Source organism: Buchnera aphidicola (Diuraphis noxia), assembly GCF_001700895.1.
GTDB lineage: Bacteria > Pseudomonadota > Gammaproteobacteria > Enterobacterales > Enterobacteriaceae > Buchnera > Buchnera aphidicola_D.
In genome coordinates this window covers 62,319-81,418 of sequence record NZ_CP013259.1, presented here as the reverse complement: position 1 = coordinate 81,418, position 19,100 = coordinate 62,319, and the positions used below count along the sequence as shown (strand labels likewise).

Annotated in this window: 17 protein-coding genes and 3 tRNA genes; 11 read left to right on the top strand and 9 right to left on the bottom strand. The window is 24.9% G+C overall.

The genetic code is table 11. From position 1 onward, the window contains the following. Positions 1–10: 10 nt before the first annotated feature. Genes ATN01_RS00375 through fliF form a run of 4 tightly spaced genes read right to left on the bottom strand, consistent with a single transcriptional unit; the run spans position 11 to position 4,710 of the window. Entirely contained in the window at positions 11–1,378 is a 1,368-nt protein-coding gene (locus ATN01_RS00375) for a FliI/YscN family ATPase (RefSeq protein WP_075433141.1), read from the bottom strand. Then, positions 1,378–2,067, bottom strand: coding sequence for a flagellar assembly protein FliH (locus ATN01_RS00370; protein WP_075433140.1), 690 nt, complete (start codon positions 2,065–2,067; stop codon positions 1,378–1,380). The genes ATN01_RS00375 and ATN01_RS00370 overlap by 1 nt, the downstream gene beginning before the upstream one ends. Continuing rightward, complete coding sequence (locus ATN01_RS00365) at positions 2,060–3,052, bottom strand: flagellar motor switch protein FliG (RefSeq protein ID WP_075433139.1); 993 nt, start codon at positions 3,050–3,052, stop codon at positions 2,060–2,062. The genes ATN01_RS00370 and ATN01_RS00365 overlap by 8 nt, the downstream gene beginning before the upstream one ends. After that, positions 3,049–4,710, bottom strand: coding sequence for a flagellar basal-body MS-ring/collar protein FliF (gene fliF / locus ATN01_RS00360; protein WP_075433138.1), 1,662 nt, complete (start codon positions 4,708–4,710; stop codon positions 3,049–3,051). The genes ATN01_RS00365 and fliF overlap by 4 nt, the downstream gene beginning before the upstream one ends. A 203-nt stretch (positions 4,711–4,913) precedes the next feature. On the opposite strand from fliF, the gene fliE reads away from it, so the two are divergent. Next, positions 4,914–5,225: a flagellar hook-basal body complex protein FliE gene (gene fliE / locus ATN01_RS00355; RefSeq protein WP_075433137.1), complete on the top strand. Its 312-nt coding sequence runs from the start codon at positions 4,914–4,916 to the stop codon at positions 5,223–5,225. A 114-nt stretch (positions 5,226–5,339) separates the two neighbouring features. Here fliE and ATN01_RS00350 read toward each other — a convergent pair. Continuing rightward, positions 5,340–5,412 (bottom strand) — tRNA-Ala (locus ATN01_RS00350). A 195-nt stretch (positions 5,413–5,607) separates the two neighbouring features. Further along, a complete protein-coding gene (gene gltX, locus ATN01_RS00345) occupies positions 5,608–7,023 on the bottom strand; it encodes a glutamate--tRNA ligase (protein WP_075433136.1) in 1,416 nt (471 codons plus the stop codon). Between the two features lie 160 nt (positions 7,024–7,183). Between gltX and ATN01_RS00340 the strand changes: the two genes are divergently transcribed. Together ATN01_RS00340 and ATN01_RS00335 are read left to right on the top strand one after the other, a co-directional pair. Then, positions 7,184–7,256: transfer RNA gene (locus ATN01_RS00340), tRNA-Val, on the top strand. A 6-nt stretch (positions 7,257–7,262) separates the two neighbouring features. Beyond that, positions 7,263–7,335 (top strand) — tRNA-Lys (locus tag ATN01_RS00335). A 26-nt stretch (positions 7,336–7,361) separates the two neighbouring features. Here the strand turns inward: ATN01_RS00335 and ligA are convergent. Further along, positions 7,362–9,383, bottom strand: coding sequence for an NAD-dependent DNA ligase LigA (ligA, locus tag ATN01_RS00330; RefSeq protein ID WP_075433135.1), 2,022 nt, complete (start codon positions 9,381–9,383; stop codon positions 7,362–7,364). Positions 9,384–9,629: 246 nt separating this feature from the next. Between ligA and cysK the strand changes: the two genes are divergently transcribed. From cysK to ATN01_RS00305, 5 genes are all read left to right on the top strand, one after another. Continuing rightward, positions 9,630–10,580 carry a cysteine synthase A gene (gene cysK / locus ATN01_RS00325; RefSeq protein ID WP_075433134.1) on the top strand — a complete coding sequence of 317 codons (951 nt, stop codon included), beginning with the start codon at positions 9,630–9,632 and terminating at the stop codon, positions 10,578–10,580. An 88-nt stretch (positions 10,581–10,668) separates the two neighbouring features. Further along, on the top strand, positions 10,669–10,926 hold the full coding sequence (locus ATN01_RS00320) for an HPr family phosphocarrier protein (RefSeq protein ID WP_075433133.1): 258 nt from the start codon (positions 10,669–10,671) through the stop codon (positions 10,924–10,926). A gap of 155 nt (positions 10,927–11,081) precedes the next feature. After that, entirely contained in the window at positions 11,082–12,791 is a 1,710-nt protein-coding gene (ptsI, locus tag ATN01_RS00315) for a phosphoenolpyruvate-protein phosphotransferase PtsI (protein WP_075433132.1), read from the top strand. Between the two features lie 59 nt (positions 12,792–12,850). Next, entirely contained in the window at positions 12,851–13,354 is a 504-nt protein-coding gene (gene crr, locus ATN01_RS00310) for a PTS glucose transporter subunit IIA (RefSeq protein ID WP_075433131.1), read from the top strand. 72 nt (positions 13,355–13,426) lie between these two features. Further along, complete coding sequence (locus ATN01_RS00305; RefSeq protein WP_075433130.1) at positions 13,427–14,224, top strand: undecaprenyl-diphosphate phosphatase; 798 nt, start codon at positions 13,427–13,429, stop codon at positions 14,222–14,224. Between the two features lie 29 nt (positions 14,225–14,253). Here the strand turns inward: ATN01_RS00305 and ATN01_RS00300 are convergent, their stop codons facing one another. Beyond that, complete coding sequence (locus ATN01_RS00300) at positions 14,254–15,498, bottom strand: tRNA CCA-pyrophosphorylase (protein WP_075433129.1); 1,245 nt, start codon at positions 15,496–15,498, stop codon at positions 14,254–14,256. A gap of 164 nt (positions 15,499–15,662) precedes the next feature. Between ATN01_RS00300 and rfaE1 the strand changes: the two genes are divergently transcribed. Together rfaE1 and ribB are read left to right on the top strand one after the other, a co-directional pair. After that, positions 15,663–16,607: a D-glycero-beta-D-manno-heptose-7-phosphate kinase gene (gene rfaE1, locus ATN01_RS00295; RefSeq protein WP_075433128.1), complete on the top strand. Its 945-nt coding sequence runs from the start codon at positions 15,663–15,665 to the stop codon at positions 16,605–16,607. 284 nt (positions 16,608–16,891) lie between these two features. After that, entirely contained in the window at positions 16,892–17,551 is a 660-nt protein-coding gene (ribB, locus tag ATN01_RS00290; RefSeq protein WP_075433127.1) for a 3,4-dihydroxy-2-butanone-4-phosphate synthase, read from the top strand. Between the two features lie 11 nt (positions 17,552–17,562). On the opposite strand, the gene tsaD is transcribed toward ribB, so the two are convergent. Beyond that, positions 17,563–18,576, bottom strand: coding sequence for a tRNA (adenosine(37)-N6)-threonylcarbamoyltransferase complex transferase subunit TsaD (tsaD, locus tag ATN01_RS00285; RefSeq protein ID WP_075433126.1), 1,014 nt, complete (start codon positions 18,574–18,576; stop codon positions 17,563–17,565). A gap of 241 nt (positions 18,577–18,817) precedes the next feature. On the opposite strand from tsaD, the gene rpsU reads away from it, so the two are divergent. Beyond that, positions 18,818–19,033: a 30S ribosomal protein S21 gene (rpsU, locus tag ATN01_RS00280; RefSeq protein ID WP_075433125.1), complete on the top strand. Its 216-nt coding sequence runs from the start codon at positions 18,818–18,820 to the stop codon at positions 19,031–19,033. Positions 19,034–19,100 lie beyond the last annotated feature (67 nt).

Here is a 19,100-nt window from a genome sequence, read left to right as displayed (position 1 = left end):
TATACAAACATCAATGAAATATTTCATTTAACTGTTGACAAGAAAGAGAATAATTATTTTGTTCAGATAATTCTTGACGTAAAAATTTTTCGAGTTTCGGCCAAAGTTTAACTGCATTATCTAAAACCAAATCGTTTCCAGAAACATAAGCACCTACGTTTATTAAATCTCGATTTCTTTGATAGGAAGAAATTAATTGTTTAAAATAAGTGGCTTGATGATATTGTTGAACATTAACAATATCTGGCATAACTCGACTAATAGAAGATTCAATATCAATTGCCGGATAATGACCTAAATCCGCATAATGACGAGATAAAATAATATGTCCATCTAATATAGAACGAGCAAGATATGAAACTGGATCTTGTTGTGTTTCGTCTTCCATTAAAATTGTATAAAAAGCTGTAATAGAACCGTTATTTTTTTGCGTATTCCCTGCGCGTTCTAATAAATTTGGGATTTTTTCAAAAACAGAAGATGGATAACCTTGACAAACTGGTAATTCTCCTAAAGCTAATGAAATCTCTCGTTCTGCCATAGCGTAACGAGTTAAAGAATCCATTACTAATAATACATTTTGACTTTTTTTACAGAAATATTCTGCAATACTAGTTGCATAAGATGCTGCTTGGATTCGTATTAAAGCAGAAACATTTGACGGAGCTGCAATTACTACAGATCGTGATAAATTTTGACTATTCAATACGTTTTTAACAAAATGTTTTACTTCTCTACTTCTTTCACCAATTAGTGCAATTACAACAACATCAGCTTGTGTATATTTTGTAATCATTTCCAGTAACATGGTTTTACCAAGACCTGGAGTAGAAAAAATTCCTATTCTTTGACCTTTTCCAATTGTCAAAAGACCATTAATAGATCTTATGCCAGTATCTAGTACTTCAGTAATTAACTTACGATTTAATGGATTTATATTATTACTATAATTTTTTACATTAATATAATGTCGCACATCTAATGGTGATAATCCATCTAATGGTAATCCGTTGCCGTCTAATACGCGACCTAATAGTTGCATACATAATGGCACTTTTTTTACTAAATGATTAGCATGTTTATCTAATTTTAAAAAAACACGAGAACCTAAAAAAACACCATCAATTTCTTCGAAAGATAATAATAAACTTTTTCCTTGTGAAAAACCTACTACTTCAGCATGAATATTAATATTTTGGCCATCTATAATTCTTTCAATAACACATTGAGCTCCAATAGGAACTTTTAATCCAACGACTTCTGCAATTAATCCTTTCACAGAAACAAGATATCCATAATTAATCATACTAGGAAGATTAGTAATCCTGTTTTCAAGAGAAGAAAGTTTTTTTAATAATTGAGTAAATCTCAAATTCATTAATATTCCTCTAAATCAATCAAACGATATAATTCTTGCCATCTAGCATCAACTGTAGAATCTAGATTATAACCTTCTGATTTAATTTTAAAATCATTCAAATCCATATTATCATCATATATTAATTTCCATTGATAAATACTTAGAAAATCTTTAAATTTTTTTTCTATAAATGCTTTATTATTAGAATGAAGAAATAGTGTTAGTTTGTTAAAACATATAGCTTCATCATTGATAATTTGTTTGATATGATCTAATAAAATAGATTTATCAAAATTAACTTTTTTCCCAACAATATAAGATGAAATTTTCAGTATGATGTTGATTAAACGAGTATATAATTGCTTTTCTATAATAGAAAAATTATGTTCAAATTCTGAAAAAAAATTATTTAATTTATTTGTTAATAAAATATTTTCTTTTTTCCCTTCTAATAAACCTTTTTTAAAACCATCATCATATGATTTTTTTTTTATACAATTCATTTGTTCTAAATCTATTTTTTCTAATTTGGAACAATTTTTTTTAGTTTTATTGATTTTGTTGTCATTTGAACTTTCATAAAATTTTTTTTCTTTCAATAGCTTATTTAAATAATTTAAGGATTGTGTATTATTTTTAATGTGTTTTAAATATATTTCTTCTGGATACCATTTGATCCATTCATCTTCTGATATGACATTAGACATAATACTCTCTTAAGTTTTTTAATGAAAAATTTTTATTATCTATAATATTTTTAATCATAACCAAAATTAGTTTTTGTTCGTTCTTTATAGAAATATCAGAGATATAAGATTTTTTTTCTAAACTTGAAGCCAATTTATTCGCTTCTAAATCAGACATATTTTTAAAAAATTTCTCTTTAATACTAAAATCAGTGTTTTGCAGTGCAATATATAATTTTTCTTTCTCTATGTTTTTGATAACCATTTTAATATATTTATCATCTAAATTTATTACATTTTTAAATAAAAATATTTCTTTAAGAATACTTTTTGCTAAATTTTCATTCATTATTTTAATTTGTTTTATAGTTTCTTTTTCATCCTTTAATTTCATCGTATTTAAAATGTTTACTGCAGTTTTTATGCCTCCTTCTTCTGATAAAATTAATTTTTTATTTTTTATTAGATTATTAATTACTCTATTTAACTCTACTAAACAAGATTCTTCTATACCACAAAATTCTGTAATTTTAGATATAATTTCAGCACGCTTTTTATTACTGAAAAAAGAAAGAACTTGAGCAGCTTGATTTTTGTCTAAATAAATTAAAATTGTTGTAATAACTTGAAGATGTTCATTATTTAATAAAAACGCTAATTGCTCAGGTTTCATGTAATTAAGTAATTGAATAGATATTTTAGCATCACGAATTTCCAATGTTTCTTGTAAAAGACAATTGCCTTTTTTTTCTCCTAAGGCTTTAAATAACATATCACCAAGATATTTATCATTAAAATTTAAATTAAAAGTGTCGTTTTTAATAACATCACAACAATCACGAAGTATTTCATACCGTTTTTTTCTAGACACCCTTTTAATATTTACCATAGAAGAAAGAATTTCTTGAATTTCAAGAGGAGTTAAATTTTTTAATACTTCCCCTGCTTGATCGGCTCCTATCGACATCAATAATAATGCACTTTTTTCAATACCATTTAGAATCATATTTTATCACTCATCCATTTACGAATAATCAATGCTATAGTACGTGAATTTTGATTAGATATTTGATTAATTAATTTATCTGTCTCTATACTGCTTTCAAGATTATTTTTTGTAGAAACACTATCTTTAATATCATCATGATATCTTTTATCTTTTTTCTCATTTTTAATAATTTTGTCTACTGAAGTATCTTTTTTTGAAAAAGGACAAACATATTTTTTTAATAAAATTAAAAACAATAAGGAAGAAATAATCCATGGTGTTAATGTAAATGCATAATTTGATAATCCATCAAATGGATTTGGATCATTTAATTTAATTAAATCTTTTTTAGGATATTGAGCAAAAGATTCGTTTACAACATGAATACTATCACCTCTAGATTTAGAATATCCTATAGCTTCACATATTAAATCTTTGATATTTTTTATTTTTTCTGGACTCAAAGGAATTAATTTTCCATTTTTATCTTGAATAAAATTCACAACAACAGCTGCTGATAATCGTTTAATTTCTCCTATATTCATTTTCATATGTGACACAGTATGATCTAATTCATAATTTATTATATTTTCACGATTAACATCAGCGTTGGATGGAATATAATCATTTTTTAAATTTCTACTGTTTTTGATTTGAATATTATCTTTTATATTATTTTTGTTGTTATTTTTAAAACTTTTCAAGATATGATTAGATAATGCACTTGGAATATTTTCATGTATATTATTTTTTTCTATTTGATCATGCACACTAGTTTGACTAGAACGTATTGCTTGATTCTTTTCACTAGAATTAGGTGAATATTTTTCTTGTGTTTTTTCTTGGGAATTAAAATCTATTTGAGCAGTAACTTGAGCATGAACATTGCCAAATCCTAATAATGGTTCTAAAATACTTTCAATTCTATCTTTATAACGAGATTCAATTTCGTCAGAATATTTAAATTGTAAATCATTAATTTGATTATATTCTAAAGCATTTTTATTTAATAAATGGCCTGATTGATCTACAATATTAATATTTTTTATAGATAAATTTGGTACGCTAGTGGAAATAAGATGTAATATAGCATTAATTTGTTCTGTATTTAATGTTTGTCCAGCATGAAATTCTAAAATAACAGAAGCCGATGGTTTTTTTTTGTCTTGTAAAAATAATGATGATTTAGGTAATACAATGTGTACTCTAGCATTTTTTATAACATTAATTTTTTTTACTGTTCGAGACAACTCTCCTTCTAAAGCACGTTGATAATTTATTTGTTCATTAAATTGACTAATACCAAACTTTTCTTTATCTAATAACTCAAAACCTATTCCTCCAGTTTGAGGTAAATTTTTTTCTGCTAAATATAAACGAGTGTCATCAATTTTATTTTTTGGTACAGCGATTTCCCCAGAAATATCAATAAATTTATAAGGAATTCTCATTGTATTTAACTCGTTAATAATAGCGTTACTATCTTCATTAGATAAATGATTATATAAAACCTGATAATCAGGAGATTTAATCCAAATCGAAAAAGAAATAGCAGTAATGACCGCAGCTGTTAATAATATAACTAAAACACGAGAATTTTTTAAAAAGCGAGATAAAAAATTATTAAATTTTTTTTTCTCTTCTAAGACCGAATCTTCTATAGTACTAAAATTCATGAAATATTCCTATCTAATAGTTAGTTCTAACTACAATTGAGTAGTATATTAAACAATTTTATTTAAGATAAAACATCTCCTATTAAATTATTTTTAATTTTTTTTAAATAATATTAAATTTATGCTTTTAAATATCGATTCTTTTTTATAGAATGAAAATATTTTAAAATTTAAAATAATAAAAAATTATTTAGAGGAAGATTATGTTTATCGATAATATAAACTATCAAAATTTTAATAAAACAATTAATTTGTTAGATAAAAATATAAACACACAAAAAAATACAAAATCTGATAATTTTATCGATTGTATAAAAACAGCATTAGGAGAAATTAGCAACATTCAAAATAATACAAAAATTGATACTGAGAAATTTTTATCAAATGAATCGGAAAAATCTTTAAATGATATTATGATCAATATAGAAAAATCATCTATTTCTATGAAAATGGCAATTCACATAAGAAATAAAATTATTGCTGCTTACCAAGAAATAATGACTCAACAAATTTAGATTATCATTCTGTCTGTGCTGAAAAATTCAGCACATTCTAAAATAAATATATACTTTTATATATATTTAATTCGGATTTTTTTAAATATTCACGTATGTTAAAATAAAATTTTATGGAGCTAAGTGGAATCGAACCACCGACCTCTTGCATGCCATGCAAGCACTCTACCAACTGAGCTATAACCCCGAAATATTACAATATAAAAACACATGAATTCTGTCAATTTATTTTTATTAAAATAGTTTCTTAAATTTTTATGATCAAACATCTTTTACATTATTGAAAAACACTTTGAATACAAAATCTAAATATAATCTTATTAAAAAGTAAATGTGTCAATTTTTTTATAAATAAAATTAAAATATATTTTTATAAAAATATCTATTTTTTTAAATTTAATTTTTTAATACAATCAAGCGTTTTTTGAATCCTCAATAAAACTTGTTTTTGACCTAATAAATATATCATTAGACTAATACTAGGTGAATGAACTACACCAACAACCGCAACACGTAAAATCATATTGATTTTTATTTTTTGAATATTCGTTTCAATAGATAAATGATCAATCATATTAGATATAATAGAACTGTTCCAAATAGATAATTTTTTTATCTTCTTATAAGATTTCTCTAAAATAGAACAGTTACTTAATACAAGATATTTTTTTGTTTCACTATTACAAAATATTTTAAATTCTTCATAAAAACATCTAAAAGATGTTGCCATTTCCTGTATAGTGTAAAAACGATTTCTTAATGATTTTACTAAAAATTCTAAATTAGGACTATTTTTTATGTCAACATTTTCTTCTTTCATATAGTTTCTAAGAATATCAGTAATTTTTTTTAACGATAAATTACTAATGTAATATTTATTGATCCATAATAGTTTTTTTATGTTTATAATACTAGCAGATTTACTCATTGATGTTAAATCAAATAACTTTTTCATATCTGAAATACTAAAAATTTCTTGATTACCATAAGACCATCCTAATCTTACTATATAATTTAATAATGCTTCAGGTAAAAAACCATTTTTTTGATATTCCATAATATTTTGAGCATTTTTTCTTTTAGAAATTTTATTTCCTACTTCATCTAAAATCATTGATAAATGGGCATAAATAGGAATTTTAGCTCCTAAAGATTTGAAAATGTTAATCTGACGAGGTGTATTGTTAATATGATCTTCTCCACGAATAACATGAGTAATATTCATATCTAGATCGTCTATTACAACACAAAAATTATAAGTAGGCATACCGTTAGAACGTTGAATAATAAGATCATCTAGTTCACGATTTTCAAAAACAATTTCACCTCTAATTTGATCATTGAACTTAACTTTACCCGAAACTGGATTTTTAAATCGTATTACATAATCATGATTCAGTACACTGGAAAAATTTAAATTTCTACAAGTACCAGAATAACGTGGTTTTATACCTTTTCTAATTTGTTCTTCTCGTTCTTTTTCTAGTTTTTTATGTGAACACACACACTTATATGCATCTCCTTTTTTAAGCATAATTGCAATAACTTTTTTATATCTGTTTAAACGTTTTGTTTGAAAATATGGTCCTTTATCCCAATTCAAACCTAACCATTTTAATCCATTTAAAATAGAATCAATTGAATATTTTTGAGAACGTTCAACATCAGTATCTTCTATACGCAATATAAACTCCCCGTTATGTTTTTTTGCAAATAACCAAGAGTATAAAGCGGTACGAATGCTGCCAATATGTAAGTTTCCAGTAGGGCTAGGGGCAAAACGTGTTTTTACTTTCATATATTCCTTATAAAAAAATTAAAATAATATAAAATAGAAAATATAGACTATAATCTCATCATTATGATTAAAATTTCAACAAACAAATATAATTTTAAAAAAAAAGATTGACTCTATTTTTAGTGGCTTTACAATAAAGAAATATAGTAAATTTTTTACAGGGTGATTAGCTCAGTTGGTAGAGCTCCTCCTTTACACGGAGGAAGTCGGCGGTTCAAGTCCGTCATCACCCATAAAAAGGGTCGTTAGCTCAGTCGGTAGAGCAGTTGACTTTTAATCAATTGGTCGCAGGTTCAAATCCTGCACGACCCAAAAATAAAAAAATTATTTTTTGACGTTTAAATTAACAGATTAAGTTGTTTTTCATTGATCATCTCTATATTTAAATTTTTTGCTTTAAAAAATTTAGAACCAAAATTTTTTCCATAAATTAATATATCTGTATTTTTCGATACACTATTTAAAATCTTAGCCCCTAAATTTGATAGGATAATTTTTAGTTGATGTCTTGAAAAAGAATCAAATACACCCGTTAAAACTATTTTTTTATTAAAAAAATATGTCTTTTTCTGGTTTTTGATCACAGTATTTGGATCATTCCAGATAATTTTTATCTTGTTTTCAAGTTTATAAACCATATCATAATTGACACTTACCGAAAAATAATTAAATATATTATTTGCAATAACTTTTCCTATACCAGAAATATTATTTAATTCTGTGATACTAGCACAAACCAATTTATTTAAATTTATAAAATGATTAGCAATCTTTTCTGCAAAAACCTCACCTACATTAGGGATTCCTAAAGCATAAATAAAACGTTTGAAAGTAATTGTTCTACATCTTTTTAGAGAATTTATAATATTAACGCTTTTTTTACGCCCTACATTTTTTAACGTAATTAAATCAAGATCTGTAAGAGAAAAAAAATCTACTGGATTTTGAACCAATCTTTTTTCTATTAACTCATTGATAATATTAGGGCCTAATCCTATTACATTAAAAGATTTTTTCGAGAAAAAATGATAAAAAGATCTTTTTTTCTGAGCATCGCATGTTAATCCGGCGTGACAACGAATTATTTTTTCTTCTTTATTTTCTAATAATTTAGTATCACAAAATGGACACAAAACAGGAAAAACCACTTTTTTAGAATTATTAAAACGAGTAGAATTCACAACGTTTAATATTTTGGGTATAACATCACCAGAACGACAAATAACAATAGAATCACCAATATGTAAATTTAATTTTTCTATTTCGTTTTTATTATATAACGAGGCTTTTTTTATTTTTACACCAGATATATAAACCGGATTAAAATAAGCTACAGGCGTAATTACACCTGTTCTACCAACTTGAAATTTGACGTCTTGTAACTTAGTTGTTTGTTGTGAAGAAAAAAATTTTAATGCTATAGCCCATTTTGGAAATTTTGAATTACATCCTAATTTTTTTTGTAAATCTATTGAATCAACTTTAACAACAATACCATCTATATCAAAATCAAGAAGATTGCGTTTTTTTTTAAATTTATTATAAAAATTAAATACTTCTTGATGATTTGAGCAACGAATAATTTCTTGATTAATTGGAAACCCCCATTTTAAACATTGCATCAATCTTTTGTAATGAGTAGAAATATTTTTTATTGTTTTAAAATCTTTAAAGAAATAACATCCATAACAAGAAAATATTAATTTTCTTTTGTCTGTTATGTTTGAATCAAGATGACGTAATGAACCAGCAGCTGCATTTCTAGGATTAGAGAACATCTTGATTTTATTTATTCTAGATTTTTCATTTAATCTTAAAAAATCAGATTTTAACATAAATACTTCTCCTCGTACCTCTAATCTTTCAGGTATATTAGAACCTTTTAATTTCAAAGGAATTGACTTTATCATTTTCGCATTGGAAGTGATATTTTCTCCTTTGTAACCATCACCTCGAGTAGCTGCTCTTATGAAAATTCCTTTTTCATAAATAAGACTAATAGCTATACCATCAATTTTAAGTTCACAACAAAAATTTATTTTTTTCTTTGTATCAATATTTTTTTTAATTCTTTTTTCAAATTCTAAATATCCATTAAAATCAAATGTGTTTTCTAAAGATAACATAGGGAAAAAATGCAGAATTTTTTTAAATTTATCCGTTAAATTTGAACCGATTTTTTGCGTAGGTGAATCATCAGTAATAAAGTTTTTGTTTTTTCGTTCCAAAATGTACAATTGATTAAGTAAATAATCATATTCAGCATCAGAAATAATAGACTCATTTAAAGTATGATAATAATATTGGTATTTTAAAAGATCTTTTCGTAAATGTTCAATTTTGTTTTTAATAGTTTTCATAAATATATTGTATAAATTCTCTAACAAACCGGATTCTAAATTATCTCATAATTCTATAAATTAATAATATTGGTATGTTTTATTATATAGTTTTTCCTTATAATATAAGTATTGTTTATTTTTGATATATAGAAAAACAGTTTTTTTAAAATTATTTAAAATCCGTATAATAAAAAAATCATTTAATCAGTTTTTCACTAAATTTTTTGATTTAGAAAAAATAAATTTAAAAAAATAAGGAAAAAAATGAATAAAATATATGAAGATAATTCTTTAACTATAGGTAACACACCGCTAGTACGTTTAAAAAATATAGGAAATGGAAATATTTTAGGAAAAATTGAATCTAGAAATCCTAGTTTTAGTGTTAAATGTAGAATTGGTGCTAATATGATATGGAATGCAGAAAAAAATAGTAGTTTAAATAAAAATATAGAGCTTATAGAAGCTACTAGTGGCAACACAGGAATTGCATTAGCCTATGTTGCCGCCGCTAGAAATTATAGATTAACTCTTACTATGCCAAATACAATGTCAATCGAAAGAAGAAAAATCTTAAAAGCTTTAGGTGCAAAACTAATTTTAACAAATGGTAAATATGGCATGAAAGGATCTATATCTAAAGCTAATGAAATTGTATCAAAAAATCCCAAAAAATATCTTTTACTGAAACAATTTGAAAATCCAGCTAATCCTGAAATTCACGAAAAAACTACCGGTCCAGAAATATGGAATGATACTAATGGTAATATAGATATTTTTATTTCTGGTGTAGGTACTGGAGGTACCATTACAGGAGTAACAAAATTTATAAAAAACACCCAATTAAAAAAAAACTTAATTAGTATTGCTGTTGAACCATCTGAATCACCGGTAATTACACAATTTTTATCAGGAGAAGAATTAAAACCAGGATTACATAAAATTCAAGGAATTGGAGCAGGATTTATCCCAAAAAATTTAGACTTAACATTAATTGATCAAATTATAACAGTTTCCAGTGAAGAATCAATAATCATGGCTCAAAAATTAATGAAAGAAGAAGGTATATTAGCAGGTATTTCTTCAGGAGCAGCTTTATGCGCAGCTTTAAAAGTTCAAAAACAAAAAACATTTTTAAATAAAAACATCGTGGTTATGTTACCTTCTTCAGGAGAACGTTATTTAAGTACTGAATTATTTTCTACATTGATCTAATTATTTTATTAAAAAATATGTGTATTTTTTTAATAAATTTTTAAACTCTAAGAAAATTATACTAATAAATTATTATTAAGGAAAAAATATGTTTCAAAATGAAATTACAATAAATGCTCCACATGGATTACATACTCGTCCTGCTGCTCAATTTGTAAAAGAAGCAAAAAAGTTTATTTCAAATATTTTTATTGTTCACAATGGTAAATCAGTCAATGCGAAAAGTTTATTTAAAATTCAAACATTAGGTTTAGTGAAAGGAAGTTTAATTACATTGTCTGCAGAGGGTGAAGATGAAAAACAAGCTATTGAACACTTATCTACAATAATGACAGAACTGGAATAAAATTATCATTAAAAAATAATTTATATATTTTCTATAATACCGGAGGTTAAAAAAAATCATAACTTCCGGATTATTTTAGTATGGACACGTATTCATCTAACACGCCATCTTTTTCCTTTCTGAATAGACAAACTTTATGATTAAAGGTAATTGTTATGATTTCAGGTATTTTAGCATCACCCGGTATAGCTTTTGGACTAGCTCTTTTATTAAGAGAAGCAGAAATCGTTATTGATCGGAAAATCATCGATATTAAAAATACACAAAAAGAAATAAATAAATTTTTTCACGGTAGGAACAAATCAATACAACAATTACTAGAAATAAAAACTACAGCTAAAAAAAAATTAGGAGAACAAAAAGAAAGTATTTTTGAAGGTCATATTATGCTTCTTAAAGATGAAGAATTAGAAAAAGAAATCATTGATTTAATAAAAGAAAAAAATATATCTGCTTCAGCAGCTGTAGAACAAGTGATTGAAGGACAAGCAAAGGTTTTAGAAGAATTAAAAGACGAATATTTAAAAAACCGAGCTATTGATGTAAGAGATATTGGTAATCGCTTACTAAAAAATATTCTTAATTTAAGCATTATTGATTTAAACAATATAAAAAAGAAAGTAATTTTAATTGCAAAAGATTTAACTCCTTCAGAAACAGCTCAAATTAATTTAAAATATATTTTAGGTTTTATTACTGATTTAGGTGGAGAAACATCACATACTTCTATTATGGCAAGATCATTAGAAATACCTGCTATTGTAGGAACTAATAAAATTACGAAATTAGTGAAAAATAATGATTTTATTATTCTAGATGCTGTTAATAATCAAATTTTTATCAATCCATCTCAAGAATTGATTAATCAAAAGAGAAAAGAAAATGAACAACTTATTTTAAGAACAAATAAGTTGACAAATTTAAAAAATTTATCTGCAACAACGATAGACGGACATAATGTAAAAATTGGTGCTAATATTGGTAATGTTCAAGATATTTATTCTGCAAAAAAAAATGGCGCTGAATGTATTGGACTTTATAGAACAGAATTTTTATTTATGGATAGAAATTCTTTACCTAGTGAAGAAGAACAATTTCAAGCATATAAAAAAATAACAGAATCAATGGGGGAAAAAGCTGTTATAATTAGAACAATGGATATTGGTGGTGATAAAAACCTTCCTTATATGAATTTACCGAAAGAAGATAATCCCTTTCTTGGATGGCGTGCTATACGTATTTCAATGGATAGAAAGGAAATACTACACTCACAATTAAATGCAATTCTAAGAGCATCTGCTTTTGGAAAAATATACATTCTATTTCCTATGATCATTTCAGTAGAAGAAATTAGAATATTAAAACTAGAAATCAAAATACTTAAGAAAAAATTATACAATAATCAAATAATGTTTGATGAAAATATCCGTATTGGAATTATGATAGAAACACCTGCATCAGCTATTATCGCTGAGCACTTAATCAAAGAAGTAGACTTTTTTAGTATTGGAACTAATGACTTAACACAATATACTTTAGCCGTTGATCGAGGGAACGATTTAATTTCACATCTTTATGATCCTATGAATCCATCTATTTTAAAATTAATTAAACATGTTATTGATGTTTCACATTCGCACGGGAAATGGACTGGAATGTGTGGAGAACTTGCAGGAGACGAGCGTGCTACTATATTACTATTAGGAATGGGATTAGATGAATTTAGTATGAGTTCCATAAGTATTCCTAAGATAAAAGAAATAATTCGTAAAACGTCTTTTTCTCATGCTCAAAAACTCACGAAAAAGATATTAAAATTAGCTACTACTAAAGAAATACTTAATTTATTAAAAAAATTCGTTTAAATACTCAAGAGATCAATATGTACTCAAAAACATTATAAAAAAGTAATTAGGAGAAAAAAATGAGTTTCTTGTCTGATCTTTTCCAGAGTAAAAAACCTAATTTTTCTAAAAAAATAGACATTTTTTCACCGTTAACTGGTAATATAGTAAAAATTGAAGATGTACCAGATCTTGTGTTTGCACAAAAAATAGTAGGAGATGGAATAGCAATACAACCATCAGAAAATAAAATTCTTTCTCCTGTTAATGGAACTATTGGAAATATAGTAGAAAGTATGCATGCTTTTTCAATTATATCAGAAGATAATGTTGAATTATTTGTACATTTTGGTATTGATACTATTAAATTAAAAGGACAAGGTTTTAAGACAATGGTAAAAAAAAATCAAAAAGTAAAAATAGGAGATGAAATTATCATTGTTGATTTAGATTTTTTAATGAAAAAATCTAAATCTATTATAACGCCTATTGTAATATCTAATATAGAAAACTTTAAAAAAATAAAAAAATATTCAGGCAATACTATTGCTGGAAAAACAGTTATTATGTCCTTATACAACTGATATTCAAAATAAAAACGGTGCTATTATTTAGTACCGTTTTTATATAATGTAAAACATTTCGAAGGAAAAACAATGATGGATTTATGTCAAATGATTCCTGTTATTATTATTGGGACAATAGAAGGAATAACAGAATTTTTGCCAATTTCTTCTACAGGACATATTATTATAATTTCTCATTGGTTAAAAATAGACAGTGACAACACTCAATTACTATCAATGTTTATACAATTTGGATCTGCGTTAGCTATAGCATGTTTTTTTTATAAAAACGTTTTAAATATACTAGATTTTAACAATTGTCTTTTAAATAAAAAAACAAAAATTTTACATGTATTTGTTGCGATCTTACCAACAATCCTTTCAGGATTAATTTTTTACAAAAAAATTAAGATTTTATTGAATATAAATGACATTATGTATGCATTAGTATTAGGTAGTTTCTTTTTGATTTTTTCTGAGTTATTAAAACCAAAAAAAAATAAAATATCAAATATGAACAATATCAGCTTATGTCAAGCGATTATTATTGGATTATTTCAAGTATTCTGTCTATATCCAGGTATTTCAAGATCAGGAGTTACAATAGCAACTGGAATATTGTTAGGCATTAAAAAAACAGTTGCAATAGAATTTTCTTTTATTATATCTATTCCATTATTAATGGGTTCTGCTTTATTTGAAATCATTCAAAATATTGATAAATTCAAAGAAACTCATCTTTTAATATTATTTTCTGGTTTTATAATTTCGTTTATTATTTCTACTCTTTTTATAAAAAAACTATTAAAAATAATTAACGAAACATCAATGATATTTTTTGGAATATATCGTTTAATATTAGCCATATTAATTTATTTTGTTCATTAAAAACTAAAATTTATAATTAATTTCTTCTTTTATTTTTCGCAAAATTTTTGTATTTTGTTTGATCGCCATTCATCTAGTTTTTTTATTCGTAAACGTATTAATTCACTTTTAATTTTTTTTCCTTTAAAACCTTTATTTAAAATTAATTTAGTAGATACATTATTTACAATAAAAAAACATTCATTTAGAAAAAGACTAGAATTACTATCATTATAATTAACTTTTAATACATTTAAAAAATTAAATTTACTTAAAAAAGCTAATTTTTTAACACGATCTGGTTTTCTCCAAGCATCAATTTTATAAAAAAATGTTATAATTTTTTTAGATGATTGATGACTAATAGTATTTAAAAAAAAACAAAAACCAGTATTTAACACTGATATATCTCGAATATAAGATGGAATATTAAAACGTGTGCATAAATTACTAACTAAATCAGCCGAACTTTTATCATAAAATTCATTAAATGAATGCATGTAAATTACATTCATGGATAAAAATTGACATAAATAAGCAAATCGTACATCTATATCATTACAAAGAAAAGAGATTTTAGCTAATCCTTTTAAAATAATTTTTATATCATATAACATATTAAAAATATAATAATTAAAAAAATTTTTTGTATCATATAAAAAACGAATTTCTGGAAAAAAAAAATGCAAAGCTTTACATTTATATAATATTTTAAAATATATATGAGGATTAGAAGTTTTAAAAGCTTTTTCAGTTTCATTCCATATTCTGTTTTTGGTTAAATATAATAATTCTTTTTTTTTTACCATAATAGACATTAAAATCATAGTTTCTTTTGCAATTTTAAATCCTAAATGAATTAAACTAGCAGAAAATCTGGCTGTTCGTAAAATACGTAATGGATCTTCTGAAAAAGATGGTGATACATGTCTTAGTAAACGGTTTTCGATATCTTTTTTCCCGCCAAAAGGATCAATATAATTACCTTCTATATCTTGAGCAATAGCGTTAATTGTTAAATCACGTCTTATCAAATCTTCCTCTAAAGTGACATTAGAATTATAATCAGTATTAAAGCCAGTATATCCTGTACCAGATTTTTTTTCTTTTCTTGCTAAAGCATATTCTTCATGTGTTATTGGATGTAAAAATACTGGAAAATCTTTTCCAACTTGTTGAAAATTATTTTCTAATAATATTTTTTCCGAACCACCAACTACAACCCAATCTCTATCTTTAATAGGTAAATTTAATAACGAATCGCGAACAGCGCCTCCTACTAAATATATTTTCATAACTATTTTCTCACACTGAAAACATCTCTAATTTAAATAAAAAAAATAATTTTTAAGAAAATTTTATTATTTTAAATAATTAAATCTTGTAATAATCTGATAGATAATATATAAAAAATATATTACTTATGAAATTAATCTTTTTTATCTAAAGAAATAATCTTATGAAAAAAAAAACAATTACTTTTAAAAACTCAAATATTCTTGTTATTGGTGATCTAATATTAGACTGTTATTGGTATAGTAAAAATCACCAAATGTTATCAGAACAACTTACACCAATTTTATTAATTGATAAAATAAAAAAACAACCTGGAGGTGCTGCAAATGTAGCTAAAAATATTGCAGATATTGGTTGTCAATCTAAAATTATTGGGTTTGTTGGAATGGATTATGAAGGATTTATTTTAAAAAAACTTTTACACCATATCAGAATCGATTGCGATTTAATTTCTATAAAAAAAAACAAAACAATTACTAAGATTCGTATCTTATCAGATAAAAAACAATTAATGCGATTAGATTTTCAAAAAAAATATATTTCTAAAAAAATTGATTCTTTATATCAAAGAATCCTTTGTTCATTGTCATATTTTAAAATTTTAGTGCTATCGGATTATTCCAAAGGCACTTTAACTGACGTTAAAAAAATTATTCATTTAGCTAGAAAAATGTCAATTCCTGTACTAATAGACCCTAAAGGAATAGATTTTAAAAAGTACTCTGGTGCAAATTTACTTACACCTAATCTTTCTGAATTTGAAAAAATAGTTGGAAAATGCAATAAAGAAAAAGACATATTCAAGAAAGGTGCAAAATTATTGTATGATCTAAAATTATCAGCACTTTTAGTTACTCGTTCTAAAAATGGTATGACTTTATTCCAAATTAAAAAAAAACCCATACATTTTCCTGTTACGTCGACAAAAGTATCTGATGTTACTGGTGCGGGAGATACAGTCATATCTATTATTGCAGCTTCTTTAGCCAAAGGTTACTCTTTAGAAGAAGCATGTTTTTATGCAAATGTTGCCGCAGGTGTAGTCGTACAAAAAATAGGAACTGCAACAATTACTATCCATGAACTAAATTCAGCTTTAAATCTTTAATTAAAAAAAGATTGAGGTTAAAATTTCCTCGAAATTTGTTAAAAAATTTTTTATAATTTATGTACATAATAAAATTATATACATTTTATAAAAAATGAATATCTTATTATTTTATTGATATTTTTTATCTTATAATTTTCTAGATTGCTCTTCAATTTAATTCAATATACAATCATTATTTATAAAAAAGTTTTATTTACGGTATCAAAATCTAATATATTTTATTAAATATGTTTTTTATTTTATAAAATTTTTTAACAAGTCAATTTATTAAGGATTTTTATATGAATCAAAAATTTTTATCTAAATTTGGTACATCCACAGAACGAGTTGAAAATGCAATATCTGCTCTTCAATCAGGTCAAGGAATTATTATATTAGATGATGAAAAACGTGAAAATGAAGGAGATCTCGTATTTGCCGCTGAAAATATGACAGTTGAACAAATGGCTTTAACGATTAGATACGGTAGTGGAATTGTATGTTTATGTATAACTGAAGCTAAACGAAAAAAATTAAATTTACCAATGATGGTTAAAAATAACACTAGTAAATATCAAACAGGATTTACAGTAACAATCGAAGCAGCAAAGGGAATTTCTACTGGTGTATCGGCTCAAGATAGACTAACTACTATAAAAACAGCTATTTCAGATAATTCTAAACCTGAAGATTTAAATAGACCAGGTCACGTCTTTCCATTAAGAGGTCATAAAAATGGACTATTAGGCAGATCAGGACATACAGAAGCTGCTATTGAAATAGTTTCTTTAGCTGGTTTTAAACCATCAGGAGTTATATGTGAATTGATGAATAAAAATGGAACTATGGCTCGTTTATCAAAAATTATGAAATTTTCTCAAAATAAAAAAATAAAAATATTAACTATACAAGATTTAATCGTTTATATGGGCAATAAAAAAACTGTTATTAATAATAGTTAATTTCAATAATATTAATTATCAATAGGAGATAGTTCAATAATAGACCATTTTGGTTTTACTAAAATATCTAATTGAGGTTTTTTTGCTTCTTTATATCGTAAAAAACCAACATATGCAATCATCGCTGCATTATCTGTACATAGATCTAATCCTGCATAAGAAACTGTTCCATTAAAATCTTTTTTAATCATTTGTTCTGCTTGTTTTCGTAAGAGAGAATTTGCACTAACACCACCTGCTATAACTAAATGTTTCCATTTTTTTAATTTTAATGCTTTTTTAGTTTTAATTAATAATGTATCTATGACTGCATCCTCAAAAGATCTTGCAATATTTGCTTTATCTTGTACAGTTTTAAAATTTTTAATGACTTTAGCTACACATGTTTTTAATCCTGAAAAGCTAAAATTTAAATTAGAATGATGTATCATAGGACGAGGAAAATAAAAATAATTTTCAACACCATCAGATGCTAATTTAGATAATGCAGGACCACCAGGATATTTCAAACCTAACAGTTTTGCAACTTTATCAAAAGCCTCTCCTGCTGCATCATCTAAACAATTTCCAAGTATTTCATATTGTCCTAGTTCATGAACAGCAACAATTTGAGTATGTTTTCCTGATACTAATAATCCAATGAATGGATATTTGATTGATTTATATCCTAACATTGGTGATAAAAGATGCCCTTCCATATGATTAATAGGAACCACTGGAATATTTAAAGAAAATCCTAAAGAACATGCAAAAGTAGCACCGACTAATAAAGAACTTACTAAACCAGGTCCAGCAGTATACGCAATAAGATCAATATCTTTAATATTTGTAATATTAAATATTTTTTTTAATAGAAAAACTATAGAATCCATATGTTTACGAGATGCTAATTCAGGTATTATACCACCATTTTTATTATTTAATATATTTTGATTGTATACCTGATTTACCAATACTCCTTTTGTACTATCATAAATAGCTACACCTGTATCATCACAAGAAGTTTCAATACCTAATACTTTCATATTTTTTATCTCTTCTAATCAAGTTTTTAATAAAAATATATATCAATCACTTTTTTTAAGTGCATGTAATTCTCAAAATATTGAATTATTGTAAAAATTAACAAAAAATTTACTTGGATGATAGAAAATAAAAAAATGATACTTTACAAGATAATATATATTGATATAGGATCAATCATTATTAAAAATTTTTATAAATATTTTGTATTATTTTATAAAAACATATTGAGGTCAATATTAAATGCCAGTAATCAAAGTACGTGAAAATGAACCTTTTGATGTAGCACTTCGTCGTTTCAAACGATCTTGCGAAAAAGCCGGAATTTTATCTGAAATTCGTCGAAGAGAATTTTATGAAAAACCTACTACTGAACGTAAACGAGCAAAAGCGTCTGCTATTAAACGTCTTGCAAAAAAACTTACACGAGAAAACGCAAGACATATTCGAATGTATTAGATATTTTAATTATATTTATTCACAAAAAACAATCCAAAATACCGTTCTTCTATTTATGAGAACGGGA

What these genes read in the sequence shown, in the direction of transcription:
- ptsI (WP_075433132.1), top strand. Translation starts at nt 11,082, where the DNA reads ATGATTTCAGGTATTTTAGCATCACCCGGTATAGCTTTTGGACTAGCT.
- ATN01_RS00370 (WP_075433140.1), bottom strand. Translation starts at nt 2,067, where the DNA reads ATGTCTAATGTCATATCAGAAGATGAATGGATCAAATGGTATCCAGAA.
- gltX (WP_075433136.1), bottom strand. Translation starts at nt 7,023, where the DNA reads ATGAAAGTAAAAACACGTTTTGCCCCTAGCCCTACTGGAAACTTACAT.
- ATN01_RS00305 (WP_075433130.1), top strand. Translation starts at nt 13,427, where the DNA reads ATGATGGATTTATGTCAAATGATTCCTGTTATTATTATTGGGACAATA.
- ribB (WP_075433127.1), top strand. Translation starts at nt 16,892, where the DNA reads ATGAATCAAAAATTTTTATCTAAATTTGGTACATCCACAGAACGAGTT.
- rfaE1 (WP_075433128.1), top strand. Translation starts at nt 15,663, where the DNA reads ATGAAAAAAAAAACAATTACTTTTAAAAACTCAAATATTCTTGTTATT.
- fliE (WP_075433137.1), top strand. Translation starts at nt 4,914, where the DNA reads ATGTTTATCGATAATATAAACTATCAAAATTTTAATAAAACAATTAAT.
- ATN01_RS00375 (WP_075433141.1), bottom strand. Translation starts at nt 1,378, where the DNA reads ATGAATTTGAGATTTACTCAATTATTAAAAAAACTTTCTTCTCTTGAA.
- tsaD (WP_075433126.1), bottom strand. Translation starts at nt 18,576, where the DNA reads ATGAAAGTATTAGGTATTGAAACTTCTTGTGATGATACAGGTGTAGCT.
- rpsU (WP_075433125.1), top strand. Translation starts at nt 18,818, where the DNA reads ATGCCAGTAATCAAAGTACGTGAAAATGAACCTTTTGATGTAGCACTT.
- ligA (WP_075433135.1), bottom strand. Translation starts at nt 9,383, where the DNA reads ATGAAAACTATTAAAAACAAAATTGAACATTTACGAAAAGATCTTTTA.
- fliF (WP_075433138.1), bottom strand. Translation starts at nt 4,710, where the DNA reads ATGAATTTTAGTACTATAGAAGATTCGGTCTTAGAAGAGAAAAAAAAA.
- crr (WP_075433131.1), top strand. Translation starts at nt 12,851, where the DNA reads ATGAGTTTCTTGTCTGATCTTTTCCAGAGTAAAAAACCTAATTTTTCT.
- ATN01_RS00300 (WP_075433129.1), bottom strand. Translation starts at nt 15,498, where the DNA reads ATGAAAATATATTTAGTAGGAGGCGCTGTTCGCGATTCGTTATTAAAT.
- ATN01_RS00365 (WP_075433139.1), bottom strand. Translation starts at nt 3,052, where the DNA reads ATGATTCTAAATGGTATTGAAAAAAGTGCATTATTATTGATGTCGATA.
- cysK (WP_075433134.1), top strand. Translation starts at nt 9,630, where the DNA reads ATGAATAAAATATATGAAGATAATTCTTTAACTATAGGTAACACACCG.
- ATN01_RS00320 (WP_075433133.1), top strand. Translation starts at nt 10,669, where the DNA reads ATGTTTCAAAATGAAATTACAATAAATGCTCCACATGGATTACATACT.